Source organism: Sphingomonas sp. S-NIH.Pt3_0716, assembly GCF_003950715.1.
Lineage (GTDB): Bacteria > Pseudomonadota > Alphaproteobacteria > Sphingomonadales > Sphingomonadaceae > Sphingobium > Sphingobium yanoikuyae_A.
Map to the genome: position 1 here is coordinate 145,713 of NZ_QLJK01000004.1, position 14,526 is coordinate 160,238.

The window sequence follows — 14,526 nt, forward strand, 5'->3', positions numbered from 1 at the left end:
GACGCCGAAGGGCAAGCCGCGCGGACCATGTCGATGCGCGCGCCCAAATAAGAAGTGATTAACCAAATGGCGCTATCACCGCCTGGTTCGTCCTGACACCTATTTGGGGTTCTGCAATCCATGACTTCCGCCACCACGCCCAGGAACGCCATCGCCCAGATGCTGGCCGAAGTGGACCCCCGCGGTGATCTGGCCCGTGGCATGGCCGAAATCGAGCAGCTGGTTGCCGATGATGCGGTCGTCGCGGCGCGCACCTTCTTCTCCACCTATATGGACAGTTCGGGCCTGCGAAACCGGTTGCAGCCCACGACGCTGGCGAAGATCGAGACCGCCGCGCATGAATATGTCCGCCAGAAGCTGCGCCATTACAGCGCCGGTGACTGGGCGCTGTCCTCCACCGCCTGCGTCCGCCACGCCCGCAAGCACGGCATTTCGGTGCGCGGCGTGCTGCTGCCCGTCGCCGCCGCCAACGAGAAACTGACCGATATCATCTGGGAACGCGCAGCCGACGACGCCACCCGGCGCCGGCTGGTCGACATCATGGCGCAGGTCGGCATGGTCGATGCCGGGCTGATGGCCAATGTGATCGCGATCGACGATGCCGAAAGCCAGCGCAATGCGCGCCAGCAGTTCGGCGTCCTGTTCGAACAGCGCATCATGGGCGAGATCGACGGCGCGTCGCAGCTGGGCGAATCGCTGCGCGAGCAGGCCAAGGATGCCTCCGCCGCGACCCGCGGCATGCTGGGCAAGGCGTCGGAAGTCGCCGCAGCCGCCGAACAATCCGCCCTTGCGATGCGCGAGGCTGCCCGCACCTCGGCCGGCCTGATCCGCGCCATCGAGGACGCGCGCACCGAAGTGGAAAGCGCCGCCGAAGTGGCACAGCGCGCCGCGTCGCAATCGGGCGACGCCGTTTCCATGTCGGCCACCCTGTCGGACCATGCCAAGTCGATCGAATCGATCCTGGGCCTGATCCGCGACATTGCCGGCCAGACCAACCTGCTGGCGCTCAACGCCACGATTGAGGCCGCCCGTGCCGGCGACGCCGGGCGCGGCTTTGCCGTGGTGGCGCAGGAAGTGAAGAGCCTGGCCAACCAGACCGCCCGCGCTACCGACGAGATTGCCGGCAAGATCGCCGCCATCCAGGCATCGACCCGCCAGTCGGTGGAGACCAACGAGCGCATCCGCGATACCGTGGGCGAAGTACAGGCCAGTGCCCAGCGCATCCGCCACGCCATGGATGCCCAGGCCCAGACCGTAACGATGATCACCGCCGCCGTCGACGAGACCGCGCTGGCGGCCGACTCGATGTCGACCACCATTTCGGCGATCCGCCAGGACACCGAAGTGGTCGCATCGGAAATCGACCAGCTGGAACGCGGCTTCATGAGCGTCGAGGGCAAGCTGTCCAGCCTGCGGCATGCCTCCAGCGACTTCGGCCGCCAGGTCGCCTGACCCTTTTCCTGCCGCTGCCGCTGGTCTAAAGGCGGCGGCATGAATGATGTCGCTGCGCCAGCCGCCCAGAGCTGGAAAGTCACCCTGCCCTGCACCCGCGCCGAAGCGGAGGCGCTGGACGGGGACATCGCCGCCTTCGCCCTGATGGAGCATCCGCCGGTGCTGATGACCAGCGAGGCGGAGCCGGACGACGAGAATAAGTGGCAGCTCGACGCCTATTTCGAGGGCAAGCCGAGCCCGGCGGCGATCAAGCTGCTCAAAACCCTGGTGCCCAGCGCATCGGGCATCAAGCCGCAGGTGGAAGCGCTGCCCGACGAGGATTGGGTGACGATGAGCCAGCAGGGGCTGGAGCCCGTCACCGCCGGCCGATTCCATGTGCGCAATGTCGCCAGCGATCCCGAACAGCCCGGCCATGTCAATTTCCTGATCGAGGCGAGTCGCGCCTTTGGCACCGGCCAGCATGAGACCACCGCCGGCTGCCTGGCGATGATCGACCGGATGCGCAGCGTCGGCATGCGCTTCCGCAATGTCGCCGATATCGGCACCGGCACCGGCCTGCTCGCCTTTGCCGCGATGACATTGTGGCCGCGCGCCCATGCGATTGCTTCCGACATCGATCCGGTGGCGGTCGACATCAGCCGCGAGAACGCCGTGGCGAACGGCATTGCCCTGGGCGGGGGCGCCGGCCAGTTGGCGCTCTGCACCGCTGCCGGCGTGGATCATCCCGCGCTGGTCGGGCGCGCGCCCTATGACCTGCTGATCGCCAATATCCTGGCCGGGCCGCTGATCGAACTGGCGCCATCGCTCTGCGCATTGGTGGAGGATGGCGGCACGATCGTGCTCGCCGGCCTGCTCAACGAACAGGCCGATGCGGTGATCGCCGCCTATCGCGCGCAGGGCATGCGCCTCGCCGAACGCAGCGATCGCGGCCATTGGCCGACTTTGCGCCTGCGCAAGCGCCCGCAGATCGGCTGGAAACGCCCCCGCCGCATCAATGCCGCCGCACGTGGCGAAGCCCCCGGCTTCGGCAGCATCTGACTTTTCGACTTATCCACAGGAGACGCTTTCATGGTCCTCACCCGTCAGACGATCATCCATGACGGTCCGGGCGGCCCGTTCGAAAGCGTCGCCGTGGTCGACGATGCCGCCGCCGGCCCGGTGCCGGGCATCCTGCTGGTGCCCAATGTCCTGGGCACCAAGGAAGCCGACTTCCTCTATGCGGAAAAGGTCGCGGCGCTGGGCTATGCGGTGCTGGTCGCCGACGTCTTTGGGCAGGGCAAGCGCACCACCCGCGAGGATCCCGATGCCGGGCGCTACATGAACGAACTCAACGCCGACCGCGCGCTGCTTCGTGAGCGGATGCTGAGCGGCCACGCGCTGCTCAAGGATATGCCGGCGGTCGATGCTGCCCGCACGGCCGCGATCGGCTTCTGCTTCGGCGGCAAATGCGTGCTCGACCTGGCCCGCGCGGGCGCCGACATTGCCGGCGGCGTCAGCTTCCACGGCGTCTATGAGGCACCGCCCTTCCCCAACGCCACGATCACCGCCAAGCTGCTGGTCTGCCATGGCTGGGAAGACCCGATCGCGCCGCCCGAGGCGACCATCGGCCTGGCGAAGGAGCTGACCGAGGCGGGCTGCGACTGGCAGATTCATGCCTATGGCCATACCGGCCACGCCTTCACCGACGAAAGCGTCCATATGCCCGAAAAGGGGCTGGCCTACAGCCCCGACGCCGACCGGCGCAGCTTCCGCGCGATGGTGAATTTCCTGGAGGAACTGTTCGGCTAAACCGCCAGCAGCTTTTCCACCGCTGCCGCGATCGCGAACAGGCGCTGGTCCTGCCCGGCCCGCGCCATCAGCATCAGGCCGACCGGCAGGCCGCCCTCGCGCGGCAGCGGCAGGGAAATGGCGCACAGGTCGAAGCTGTTGCCGAGGCCGGTGTTGCGCAGCAGCAGCCGGTTGCGGGCGACGAAGGCGTCGGCATTCGCCACCTCGGCCTCAGTCGGCGCGACGATCGGCGTGGTCGGCAGGGCGAGGATGTCCAGATCAGCTAGGCGCGCGTCCATCGACCGCACCAGCGCGGCGCGCTCCACCAGCATCTGCCGGTGGCGTTCGGGTGTCACGTCGCGGCCTGCCTGCATCCGCGCCAGCACGATCGGATCGAAATCCTGCGGACGGGTCGCGATTCGATCGCGATGGATGGCATAGGCCTCGACCGAGGCGATCGGCACCGGCGACTGGAGCGCCTGCATCGCGTCGAATTGCGGGAAAACCTCGTCACTGAGCGTCACGCCCGCCTGGCCCAGCCGGGCCAGCGCATCGGCGAAACGCGCCGCGACGGTCGCGTCCAGATCGGCCAGCGGCAGGCCCTGCGGAATGCCGGCGCGCAGCCCCTTGAGCGGCGCGAGGTCGAGCCGGCGGGGCGCCTCTCCCGCCAAGATCGCATCGGTGCGGAAACAGGCATCGACGCTGGTCGCGATCGGCCCGATCGAATCGAGCGTGGGCGACAGCGGAAAGGCGCCATCGGTCGGCACCCGCGCCTTGGTCGGCTTGTAGCCGACCACACCGCACAGCGCGGCGGGGATGCGGCAGGAGCCGCCGGTATCGGTGCCGATGGCGATCTCGCACATCTGATCGGCCGCCGCGACGCCGCCGCCGCTGGTCGATCCGCCCGGCACGCGGCCCCGGTCGGCCGGATTGCCCGGCGTGCCATAATGGGGATTCTCGCCGACGCCGGAAAAGGCGAATTCGACCATGTTGGTCTTGCCGACGATCACCGCGCCGGCCTGCTTGAGCCGGGCAACGACCGGCGCATCGACGGTGGCGGGCGGCGCATCGGCCAGGATCAGCGAACCGGCGCGGGTCGGTTCGCCCGCGACATCGAACAGATCCTTGATGCTGACAATGGCGCCGTCGATCGGCGAGAGCGGCGAACCGGCGCGGGCATCGGCCGCGTCCGCCGCCGCCCGCGCGCTGTCCGCATAGAGGGTAAGGTAGGTGCGCCTGCCCTCCCCCGCCGGGTCGGCGATGCGCGCGAGCGCTGCTTCCAGACGCTCGCGCGACGGGCGGGATTTGGCGATGGCCGGCGCGCCGACAGTGCCGAGCGCCATGGCGCCACCGGCGCCGTGCAGGATCGTCCGTCGCGTCACGCCGCCATGCTCCATCTATTGCCCCCCCGATCAGCCCGGTCAGATATCCTCGATCATCTCCGCCAGCACCGCCAGGCAATCCTTGCCGAGCTGCGCCGAACGGGCCGGCGACCAGCCGAAATCGGCGTCGGGCAGATCGTCATTATCCTTGAACGGCATTTCCAGCGTCATCGCGACCGCGCCGAAGCGTTCGGCCAGCTGGTTGGTCGACATGGCGAGATTGGCCTTGCCGTTGCCCGCCACCGGATAGCCGAGGCGCGTCTGGAAATCGGGCGTCCGGGCCGCCAGCGTGTCGCGATAGCGATGATAGAGCGAGAGTTGCCGGTCGGTGATCGAGGGAATGCCCTCAAAGCCCGCCAGGAACACCGCCGGGATCGCCTCGTCGCCATGCACGTCCATGGCGAAATCGACGCCCGTCTCGTCCATCGCGGCACGGACCAGATAGACTTCCGGGCTCTTCTCCATCGACGGCTCATGCCATTCGCGGTTGAGATTGATGCCCGCCGCATTGGTGCGGAGATGACCGCGCCGGCTGCCGTCGGGATTCATGTTGGGGACGATGTGGAAGGTCGCCTTCTGGCGCAGATAGCGCGCCACCGCATCCTCGTCGTCGGTCAGGCGCTCCAGCGCGCCTTCCATCCACCACTCGGCCATGCTTTCGCCGGGATGCTGGCGGGCATAGAGCCAGACATTCTTGGGGCCTTCGCCGACGCTCAGCATGTCGAGCGGCTGGCCATCCAGCGTCAGGCCCAGTTCGCGGTGCTCGACGCCCGGCTGGCAGGCGGCCCAGGCGACCAGATCATGATGGCGCTCCATCGAATAGGGCGCGAAATAGGCAAGCCAGACGGCATTGCTGTCGGGCGAGAGGCGGATCGTCAGCGTGCCGTCGGCATAATCGGTATCGGCCTGAAGCCAATTCTCGCGATCTTCGCTCATCCGCGCCTTGTAGCCCGGCCAGCCGTCGGGATAGGCCGAGCCGGCGCAGTTCACGATCGCCAGTTCCACCTCCCGTCCGGCGGCGCCCGCCAGACGGAAATGGAACCATTGATAGAAGTCGCTGTCCTTGTCCTTGACGATTTCCAGCTCGGCGCGGACGCCGTCGGGAGTGTCGGTGATGGAGAGGACGCGGATGTTGCCGCTGTCGAAGGCGCTCGAAATGGAGATGGTCATTTGACCGTTATAGTGCGCCCGGATTCGCCCGGATAGCCCCCGAGGAGGGCGGCGGCGAGCTTTTGCGCGACGGCGCGCGGCTGCGACTCGGGCGTACCTTCACGCGATTCGGTCGAGGCGCGGCCTTCCCAGATGGCGGCCTGATCGCTGCGACGGCGAATCTGGATCTGCAATTCGGTGGAGACGATATCCTTGGGCTTTCCCGACAGGTTGATGCCGACGCCCAGACCGAGGCCGGAATAGCCGCCGCTGCCCAGCGCCCCGCCAACGCCGACGCTGACCGGCTTGTCATTGCGCGCGGTGCCGGTCGGGCGGAAGCTGCGGCGGAAGCCTACCAGCGCGACATAGTCGCTGCCCGCATCGCCCGCATTGGTGAAGCCGACACGCTGCAGTTCCTGGCTCACCGCGCCGGCATAGGTACGGAATTCCAGGCCAACGTCCGGATTGCCGGGGATTTCCTGCACCGCGATCGATCCGGTCTGTGCCGGGCTGCCATTGTGGAATCGCGTCACCTCCACCGACGGCACCGTCGCGCAGGCGGCGAGCGACAGGGCAAGGCAGGAGGAGAGGATGATCTGTTTCAACATGCGATTGCACTCCAACGGGACTATGTCCAACACGCCGCCGACATAGCATTCCCTTCCAACGGGTGAAGCCATGACTTGGCTGCATGCAGGATGAACGGTGGCAAAAGGCGGTGGCCTGCGCTTGACTTTCGGCCGCCTCCCCCATAGGGGCTGCGCTTCGATTTTTCCAATCAGACATGATTCCAGAAGGCTGACAATGAAGATCCGCAACTCGCTCAAGTCGCTCAAGGGCCGCCACCGGGACAACCGCGTGATCCGTCGTCGTGGCCGGACCTACGTCATCAACAAGACCAACCGTCGCTTCAAGGCCCGCCAGGGCTAAAAGCGCGGACGGATCGGCTCGCCGATCCTCCGGACCTTCCAAAGGTCTTATTGAGCGCCCGATCCCATGGATCGGGCGCTCAACGTGTTGGCGCAGCATTTTCACGCGAATCGATTCGGCTACCCAATAAAAAGGCGCGGCAACCCGGATGGCCGCCGCGCCGAATCGGTCGAAAAAGGCGAATCAGGCCAGCATGGTCGGCTCTTCGTCACGCCCCTTGAGTTCGTCGCCACGCACGGTCGCGACATGCAGGACGTTGGTCGAGCCGGGCGTACCAAAGGGGACACCCGCCAGCACCACGATCTTGCCACCCTTGACCGTCATGTCATGGCGCAGCGCCATGCGGCGCGCCTTGCCGATCATTTCCTCGAAGGTGCCGATATCCTTGGTGCGGATCGCATGGACGCCCCAGGTCAGGCCCAACTTGCGCGCGGTATCGGATCGCGGCGTCAGCGCCAGGATCGGTGCGGACGGCCGCTCGCGCGCCACGCGGCGCACGGTGCTGCCCGAGGAAGTGAAGCAGGTGATGACGCTGGCACCGACGACCGGCACGATGCCGGCGGCAGCCTCCGCCAGGGCGTCGGCGGTGGTCGGGTCGGGCCGGGTCTCGGTGAAGTGCAGACGGGCGAAATAGCCCGGATCGCGCTCCACGCTATGGGCGATGCTGTCCATCATCGACACTGCCTCGACCGGCCAGTCGCCCGCCGCCGTTTCGGCCGACAACATGATCGCATCGGCGCCGTCATAGACCGCGGTCGCCACGTCCGACACTTCGGCGCGGGTCGGGGTCGGCGCCTTGATCATTGATTCGAGCATCTGGGTCGCAACCACAACCGGACGGCCCATGCGGCGCGCGGTGGCGACGATCTGCTTCTGCAGCGGCGGCACCGCCTGCGGCGGCAATTCCACGCCCAGATCGCCGCGCGCGACCATCACGCCGTCGGCCATCTCGATAATCTCTTCCAGCCGCTGCACGGCCGAGGGCTTCTCGATCTTGGCCATCAGCGCGCCATGGCCACCCATCAGCTTGCGCGCCTCGGCCAGATCCTCGGGCCGCTGGACGAAGCTCAGGGCGATCCAGTCGCAGCCCTGATCGACCGCGAAGCTGAGGTCACGGCGATCCTTGTCGGTCAGCGCCGGCACCGGCACGACCACGTCAGGCACATTCACGCCCTTGCGGTTCGACAGCGTCCCGCCGATTTCGACGATGGTGTCGATTCGCGTGTCCGTGACCGCCTTCACCCGCAGCACCAGCTTGCCGTCATCCAGCAGCAGCCGGGTCTCGGGGACCAGCGCGGCATAGATTTCGGGGTGCGGCAGGTTCACGCGCTCGACGGTGCCCGGCGTGTCGTCCCGATCGAGGACGAAGGCCGCGCCGGTTTCCAGCACCACCAGCCCCTTCTCGAACGTGCCCACGCGCAGCTTGGGGCCCTGAAGGTCGGCCAGGATCGTGGTCGGCCGGGAAAATTCCTTTTCCAGCTCGCGGATCGTGGCGATGCGGGCGGCATGATCCTCATGCGCGCCATGGCTCATATTGACTCGAAAGGCGTCGGCACCCGCGACAAACAATGCGCGGATCATCTCTGCGCTCTCGCTGGCGGGACCGAGGGTCGCGAGAATGCGAACCTTGCGCGAGCGGGGCGATAGTCGTGTCATGTCTTCTCCTGGCCGTATTGATCGCCTCTGGCTTGCCAGGGCGTCGTTATCGATTATCCGTGCTGCACGACAGGATGATGTAGATTAAGCGAAAGGTTCCGCCTGTGTCCGCTACCATACTCAGTGACGCCGTCGCTGCAACCGCCTTCCGTCGGCTGATCGCGCATTTGCAGCATCGGACCGACGTGCAGAATATCGATCTGATGGGCACGGCCGGCTTCTGCCGCAACTGTCTGGCCGACTGGATTGCAGAGGCCGACGGCGATCTGACCCGCAACGACGCCCGCGCAATCGTCCACGGCATGCCCTTTGCCGAATGGAAGGCCCGCCATCAGGGCGAGGCGACGCCCGAGCAGATCGCGAAGATGCAGGAGAGCGTGGCGAAGAACGCGGACAATCACTAAGCTTTGGCACCAGGCTCCGGGCGACCCTGCCGGATCAGCCTGGAGTGCATTGCGCGACCCGGCATTTCTCAATTAGAGCCTGATTCACGGTATCGGCGGACGCGCAAAGCGCTTCCACCTCGCCCGATCAGGCTCTAGGAGCGTCCACCAACCGATTCACACTGACACGGAGATTCCCATGAGCGAGGGCAATATCGCAGCCGACCAGCTGCGCCTTCTGATCGAGCGCATCGAGCGCCTGGAAGAAGAAAAGAAGGGCATCGGCGACGACATCAAGGACGTCTATCTGGAAGCCAAGGCAACCGGCTACGACCCCAAGATCATGCGCCAGATCATCCGCCTGCGTAAGATGCAGCCGCATGACCGCCAGGAAATGGAAGCGATCCTGCAGACCTATCTGTCCGCGCTGGGCATGGAATAAGGCGGTCCACGCCTTATTCCCGACCGGTGCAAGCCACCGGACCTTGCCGAGGGGTGCTGTCGACCTACATCTGGTCCAGCCCCCTCGCGCCAGGGGCGCAACCAAAGTGAGAGGACGCCCCCTATGACCGACATCATCGTCAGCACCACCAGCCGCCTGGAAGGCCGTCCCGCCCAGGATTATCTGGGCATCGTCACCGGCGAAGTGATTGTCGGCGCCAACCTCTTCCGCGACCTGTTCGCCAGCGTGCGCGACATCGTCGGCGGCCGATCGGGCGCCTATGAGGATGTGCTGCAGCGCGCTCGGGGCGAAGCGATCGAGGAGATGAAGGGCAATGCCCGCAAGCTCGGCGCCAATGCCGTCATCGGCGTCGACCTCGACTATGAGGTGATCGGCGCCAATGGATCGATGCTGATGGTCTCCGCCTCGGGCACCGCGATCCGCTACTGATCGCACCGCCCCCGCTATCCTCTAGCGTTGCAGGATGGCGACGCGCTCGCTAGAGAGCGCGCTTCGGTTTCACAGAAAATGTCAGGAGAAGGCCGTGGCCGGCCATTCCAAATTCAAGAACATCATGCATCGCAAGGGTGCGCAGGACAAGAAGCGCTCGTCGATGTTCTCCAAGCTGTCGCGCGAAATCACCGTCGCGGCCAAGATGGGCATGCCCGATCCGGACATGAACCCGCGCCTGCGCCTGGCGGTCAACGCCGCGAAGGCCCAGTCGATGCCCAAGGACAATATCCAGCGCGCGATCGACAAGGCGATCGGCGGCGACATGGAGAATTACGAGGAAATCCGCTATGAGGGCTATGGCCCCGGCGGCGTCGCCATCATCGTCGAGGCACTGACCGACAATCGCAATCGCACCGCGACCAATGTCCGCACCGCCTTCGCCAAGAATGGCGGCAACCTCGGCGCATCGGGCGCGGTGAGCCATGGCTTCGACCGCCTGGGCCTCATCACCTATCCCGCCAGCGCCGGCGATGCCGACGCCGTGTTCGAAGCCGCGCTGGAGGCCGGTGCGGACGATGTCTCGTCGAACGAAGACGAGCATGAAATCTGGACCGCGATGGACGCGCTGCACGAAGTCGCCAAGGCGCTGGAAGCCAAGCTGGGTCCGGCAGAGGGCGCCAAGCTCGCCTGGAAGCCGCAGACCACGCTGGAAGTCGACGAAGCCAATGCCGCAACGCTGTTGAAGCTGGTCGACACGCTGGAAGATGATGACGACGTCCAGACCGTCTGGGGCAATTATGAAGTCTCCGACGCCGTGATGGAGAAGCTGGGCTAAGATGCCCGGCTCCCGTTCGCTTCGGGCGAGATCGCGCAGCGCCGATGCGCGCCGGTCTTGCCCGATGCGGACGATCCTGCACCCATGATCATACTTGGCCTCGACCCCGGCCTCGGCACCACCGGCTGGGGCCTGATCGCCGCCGATGGTAATCGCCTGACCCATGTCGGCAACGGCCAGATCAAGACCGACAGCGCGATGTCGCTGGCGACGCGGCTGATGGCCCTCGATCTGGCGCTGACCGACCTGATCCTGGAACATCGGCCCGATGGCGCCGCGGTCGAGGAGGTGTTCGTCAACGTCAATCCGCAATCGACGCTGAAGCTGGGCCAGGCGCGCGGCGTCATCCTGCTGAATGCCGCGCGTTCCGGCATGGAAGTGGGTGAATATGCCGCCCGCCTCGTCAAGAAATCGGTCGTCGGCGTCGGCAACGCGTCGAAGGACCAGGTCCATGCCATGGTCCAGCGGCTGCTGCCCGGCGCCAAGATCGTCGGGTCGGACGCAGCCGACGCCCTTGCGGTGGCGATCACCCATGCCCATCATCTGGCGAGCGCCCGGCGGATGCCCGCGCGCTGACCTGCCATCGGAGACCATCGCGACCATGACCGACCTGCCCCACGCCCGCTACATCATCGTCCCGCATGACGGCGCGTGGAAGATCAACCTCAACAACAGCTATTACGGCCCCTTCGCGACGCAGCAGGCCGCGATCGACAGCGCCACCGAAACGGCGAAGAAGGCAGCGGCAGGCGGCTATCCCGCATCGGTCCTGCTGATGAACGGCACCGCGTTCGACACGGCCTGGACCAGCATCGAAAACGACGACACCTGATTTTTACATATTTCGGGAACTCTTCGTCCCTTTCCGCATTTATCGACACCAGCATAAGCGGGCGCAGGGATGAGCAAGAAGATTCTGATCGTCGAGGACGAGATTTTCGTCGCGTTGGAAATCGAACAGATTGTGCAGGATGCCGGCTTCGATGTCGGCGGCATCGCGGCCGACCGCGAGGCGGCGATGGCCGCCGCCGAATCCTGCGACATCGCCCTGGTCGACCTCAACCTGCGTGATGGCCCCACCGGCCCTGCCATCGGCATGGAACTGGCCAGCCGCTTCGGCATCAAGGTCATCTATGTGACCGCCAATCCAGCGCAGATCGGCACGGCTTCCGTTGCTGCGCTGGGCGTCGTCACCAAGCCCTTCCGCGCACAGAGCATTGCCCAGACCGTGCGCCTGGCCGCCACCGAAGCAGCCGACCTCACCACAGCGGAAATTGCCGGCTTTACGCCCTTCCCGCCGCAGCGCGGTGCATCGAGCGTCGCGGTATCCGCAGGCTGAGCCGAAGCCCTTCGGGGCACCATTGCCGTTCGAGTTGACCACCCAGCTGACGCTCGACGCTGAGCGCGATCAGGCGACTGCCAAAGCCTTCGCTGGCGATCGGCGCCACACTCGGTCCGCCCTCTTCGCGCCAGTCGAGCAGGATATCCTCATCCTGCGTCACCACATGCAGCGCGATGAAGCCATCAGGCGTCGATAGCGCGCCATATTTGGCGGCATTGGTCGCCAGTTCATGAAACAGCAGCGCCAGCGGCGTCGCCGAGCGATCATCGATCGGCGGATTGTCGCCCGACAATTGCAGTCGTTCCCGGCCGCCATAGGGCGCGAAAATCTCCTCCAGCACGCCATGCAGCGATGCCTGCTCCTCCGCCATGCTGACGCCGCCGCCATGGGTCCGGACGAAGTCATGCGCCCGCCCCAGCGCCAGGATGCGATCGCGCAGGTCGTCCGCCCCTTCCTGCATGCCCGGTCGCTCGCGCGCGGACAGGCCGATGAGGCCGGCAATGACGGAGAAGATATTCTTGATCCGGTGCGACAGTTCATGCGCGATCATCTCGCGCTCTTCGAGCATCAGCTTCTGTTCGTGAATCTCGGTGCAGGTGCCGATCCAGCGGATGATCTGCCCCTGCGCATCGCGGATCGGCAGGGCGCGGCCCAGCGTCCAGCGATAGAGGCCGTCGCGGTGCCGCAGCCGATATTCGATTTCATAGGGATCGCCGCTCGCCAGCGAATGGCGCCATTTCTCCCAGGCCTTGGGCTGGTCATCGACATGGAACATGCCGTTCCAGGCATCGCCATCGGTCGATCCGGCCGGCACGCCGGTATATTCATACCAGCGCGCATTATAATAATCATGATAGCCGTCGGGCAGGGTCGACCAGACCATTTGCGGCATGGTGTCGGCCAGGGTGCGGAACATGCGATCGCTATCCGCCACCGCTGCCGCGTCGAGCCGCTGCTGGGCGATCACGTCGCGATCGCGGCGGCGCCCTTCCAGTTCCACCATCACCTGCCGCGCCAGCAGCGACAGCCCCTGGCGCTGCAGCGGGGTCAGGTCATCGCGCGGCACGGTGTCGATGACGCAGAGCGCACCCAGCGGCTCGCCATCGCCGCCAACCAGCGGCGCACCGGCATAGAAGCGGATATGCGGCGCGCCGGTGACCAGCGCATTGTCGATGAAACGCGCATCCTGCGTCGCGTCGGGCACGACGAAGATCTTGTCGCCCAGCATGGCAAGGGCGCAGAAGGATACGTCACGCGGCGTCTCCTCCGCATCCAGCCCGACCCGCGCCAGAAAGCGCTGCCTTACATCCTCGACAATGCTGACGAGCGCGATCGGCGCCCCGCATAGTTGCGCGGCGAAGCTGGTGATATCGTCAAGGGTACGGAAACCGCCGGCGTCGAGATCATAAAGCGCCAGCAGCGCCGCCCGATCCGTTGCCAGGCCGCGTCCGTCAGCCATCGCTGACCCGCTCGATGTCGGCGCCGACGGCCGAGAGCTTTTCCTCCAGCCGCTCATAACCGCGATCCAGATGATAGACGCGGCTGACGATGGTCTCGCCTTCGGCGGCAAGGCCGGCTAGGATCAGGCTCATCGATGCGCGCAGATCGGTCGCCATCACCGGCGCACCAACCAGCTTGTCGACGCCGCGTACGACCGCAGTGCGGCCGTTGACACTGATGTCGGCACCCATGCGCGCCAGTTCAGGAACATGCATGTAGCGATTCTCGAAGATCGTCTCGGTCAGGACCGACGCGCCCTCCGCCTTGGTCAGCATCGCCATGAACTGCGCCTGCATGTCGGTCGGGAAGGCCGGGAAAGGCGCGGTCGACAGCGTCAGCGGCTTGAGCTTGCCGTCGGACGAAACGCGGATGCCGTCGCGATGCTCATCGACCTGCACGCCAGCGTCGCGCAGCGCGGCCAGGATGGCGTGCATGTCGTCGGCATTGGCGCCGATCAGGTCAAGCGAACCGCCGGTGATCGCCGCAGCGCAGGCATAGCTGCCCGCCTCGATACGGTCGGGCATGACGCTGTAGGTCGCGCCGTGAAGACGATCGCGGCCATGGATCACCAGCTTGTCGGTGCCCACACCCTCGATATCGGCGCCCATTGCGATCAGCAGCTTGCAGAGATCGACGATCTCCGGCTCGCGCGCGGCATTTTCCAGGATGCAGGTGCCCTTGGCGAGCGAGGCCGCCATCAGCGCATTTTCAGTCGCACCGACCGACACCACCGGGAAGGTATAGATGCCACCGGGCAGGCCGCCATCGGGCAGGCTGGCGCGGACATAGCCGGCCGCGATCTCGATGATCGCGCCGAAGGCTTCCAATGCCTTGAGGTGCAGGTCGATCGGGCGGTTGCCGATCGCGCAGCCGCCGGGCAGCGACACCCGTGCCTCGCCGGCGCGGGCGAGCAGCGGCCCGAGCACCAGGATCGACGCGCGCATCTTGCGCACGATGTCATAGGGCGCCTCGGTCGAGGTCACGCGGCCGGCACGCATCGTCATGACGCGGCCGAAATCCTCCGGACGGGCGCCTTCGATCATGGTCGACACGCCAAGCTGGTTGAGCAGATGGCCGAAGCTGTCGACGTCGGCCAGGCGCGGCAGATTGCGCAGCGCGACGGGCTCGTCGGTCAGCAACGCGCAGGGCAGCAGCGTCAGGGCAGCGTTCTTAGCGCCGGAGATGGGAAGGCGGCCGTTGAGTTGCTTGCCGCCGCGAATGTGAATGCGGTCCAT

17 protein-coding genes are annotated in these 14,526 nt (G+C 66.1%); 11 read left to right on the top strand and 6 right to left on the bottom strand.

Annotated elements, in window-relative coordinates; all coding sequences use genetic code 11:
- Positions 1 to 159: 159 nt before the first annotated feature.
- The 3 genes from BRX37_RS04560 to BRX37_RS04570 are packed head-to-tail and all read left to right on the top strand — an operon-like array spanning position 160 to position 3,240.
- Positions 160 to 1,452, top strand: coding sequence for a methyl-accepting chemotaxis protein (locus BRX37_RS04560; RefSeq protein WP_004210187.1), 1,293 nt, complete (start codon positions 160 to 162; stop codon positions 1,450 to 1,452).
- Between the two features lie 39 nt (positions 1,453 to 1,491).
- The gene (locus tag BRX37_RS04565; RefSeq protein WP_004210185.1) at positions 1,492 to 2,490 is read left to right on the top strand and encodes a 50S ribosomal protein L11 methyltransferase; all 999 of its coding nucleotides are present in this window, start codon (positions 1,492 to 1,494) and stop codon (positions 2,488 to 2,490) included.
- A gap of 30 nt (positions 2,491 to 2,520) precedes the next feature.
- Positions 2,521 to 3,240, top strand: coding sequence for a dienelactone hydrolase family protein (locus BRX37_RS04570; RefSeq protein WP_125985701.1), 720 nt, complete (start codon positions 2,521 to 2,523; stop codon positions 3,238 to 3,240).
- On the opposite strand, the gene BRX37_RS04575 is transcribed toward BRX37_RS04570, so the two are convergent.
- Genes BRX37_RS04575 through BRX37_RS04585 form a run of 3 tightly spaced genes read right to left on the bottom strand, consistent with a single transcriptional unit; the run spans position 3,237 to position 6,358 of the window.
- Positions 3,237 to 4,601 carry an amidase gene (locus BRX37_RS04575; RefSeq protein ID WP_318276600.1) on the bottom strand — a complete coding sequence of 455 codons (1,365 nt, stop codon included), beginning with the start codon at positions 4,599 to 4,601 and terminating at the stop codon, positions 3,237 to 3,239. The two genes, BRX37_RS04570 and BRX37_RS04575, sit on opposite strands and share 4 nt — an antisense overlap.
- Positions 4,602 to 4,640: 39 nt before the next feature.
- The gene (locus BRX37_RS04580; RefSeq protein ID WP_125985703.1) at positions 4,641 to 5,771 is read right to left on the bottom strand and encodes a M14 family metallopeptidase; all 1,131 of its coding nucleotides are present in this window, start codon (positions 5,769 to 5,771) and stop codon (positions 4,641 to 4,643) included.
- Positions 5,768 to 6,358: a DUF4136 domain-containing protein gene (locus BRX37_RS04585; protein ID WP_004210178.1), complete on the bottom strand. Its 591-nt coding sequence runs from the start codon at positions 6,356 to 6,358 to the stop codon at positions 5,768 to 5,770. Before BRX37_RS04585 ends, BRX37_RS04580 begins: the two co-directional genes overlap by 4 nt.
- A 196-nt stretch (positions 6,359 to 6,554) precedes the next feature.
- Between BRX37_RS04585 and ykgO the strand changes: the two genes are divergently transcribed.
- Positions 6,555 to 6,680: a type B 50S ribosomal protein L36 gene (gene ykgO / locus BRX37_RS04590; protein ID WP_004210176.1), complete on the top strand. Its 126-nt coding sequence runs from the start codon at positions 6,555 to 6,557 to the stop codon at positions 6,678 to 6,680.
- A 183-nt stretch (positions 6,681 to 6,863) separates the two neighbouring features.
- Here the strand turns inward: ykgO and pyk are convergent, their stop codons facing one another.
- Positions 6,864 to 8,336, bottom strand: coding sequence for a pyruvate kinase (gene pyk, locus BRX37_RS04595; protein WP_125985704.1), 1,473 nt, complete (start codon positions 8,334 to 8,336; stop codon positions 6,864 to 6,866).
- Between the two features lie 104 nt (positions 8,337 to 8,440).
- On the opposite strand from pyk, the gene BRX37_RS04600 reads away from it, so the two are divergent.
- From BRX37_RS04600 to BRX37_RS04630, 7 genes are all read left to right on the top strand, one after another.
- Positions 8,441 to 8,740 (top strand): DUF1244 domain-containing protein, encoded by a 300-nt coding sequence (locus BRX37_RS04600; RefSeq protein ID WP_125985705.1) that lies wholly within the window; start codon positions 8,441 to 8,443, stop codon positions 8,738 to 8,740.
- A 178-nt stretch (positions 8,741 to 8,918) separates the two neighbouring features.
- Positions 8,919 to 9,161 carry a DUF2312 domain-containing protein gene (locus BRX37_RS04605; protein WP_004210171.1) on the top strand — a complete coding sequence of 81 codons (243 nt, stop codon included), beginning with the start codon at positions 8,919 to 8,921 and terminating at the stop codon, positions 9,159 to 9,161.
- 123 nt (positions 9,162 to 9,284) lie between these two features.
- Positions 9,285 to 9,611, top strand: coding sequence for a YbjQ family protein (locus BRX37_RS04610; protein ID WP_206434114.1), 327 nt, complete (start codon positions 9,285 to 9,287; stop codon positions 9,609 to 9,611).
- Between the two features lie 94 nt (positions 9,612 to 9,705).
- On the top strand, positions 9,706 to 10,449 hold the full coding sequence (locus BRX37_RS04615; RefSeq protein WP_004210169.1) for a YebC/PmpR family DNA-binding transcriptional regulator: 744 nt from the start codon (positions 9,706 to 9,708) through the stop codon (positions 10,447 to 10,449).
- Between the two features lie 84 nt (positions 10,450 to 10,533).
- Positions 10,534 to 11,025 (top strand): crossover junction endodeoxyribonuclease RuvC, encoded by a 492-nt coding sequence (gene ruvC, locus BRX37_RS04620; RefSeq protein ID WP_004210168.1) that lies wholly within the window; start codon positions 10,534 to 10,536, stop codon positions 11,023 to 11,025.
- A 25-nt stretch (positions 11,026 to 11,050) separates the two neighbouring features.
- Positions 11,051 to 11,281, top strand: a complete 231-nt coding sequence (locus BRX37_RS04625; RefSeq protein WP_004210167.1) for a DUF2188 domain-containing protein — start codon at positions 11,051 to 11,053, stop codon at positions 11,279 to 11,281.
- 69 nt (positions 11,282 to 11,350) lie between these two features.
- The gene (locus BRX37_RS04630) at positions 11,351 to 11,788 is read left to right on the top strand and encodes a response regulator (protein ID WP_125985706.1); all 438 of its coding nucleotides are present in this window, start codon (positions 11,351 to 11,353) and stop codon (positions 11,786 to 11,788) included.
- On the opposite strand, the gene BRX37_RS04635 is transcribed toward BRX37_RS04630, so the two are convergent.
- The gene (locus BRX37_RS04635) at positions 11,733 to 13,250 is read right to left on the bottom strand and encodes a PAS domain-containing protein (RefSeq protein WP_125985707.1); all 1,518 of its coding nucleotides are present in this window, start codon (positions 13,248 to 13,250) and stop codon (positions 11,733 to 11,735) included. The genes BRX37_RS04630 and BRX37_RS04635 overlap by 56 nt on opposite strands.
- Positions 13,243 to 14,526, bottom strand: coding sequence for a UDP-N-acetylglucosamine 1-carboxyvinyltransferase (murA, locus tag BRX37_RS04640; protein WP_004210161.1), 1,284 nt, complete (start codon positions 14,524 to 14,526; stop codon positions 13,243 to 13,245). Before murA ends, BRX37_RS04635 begins: the two co-directional genes overlap by 8 nt.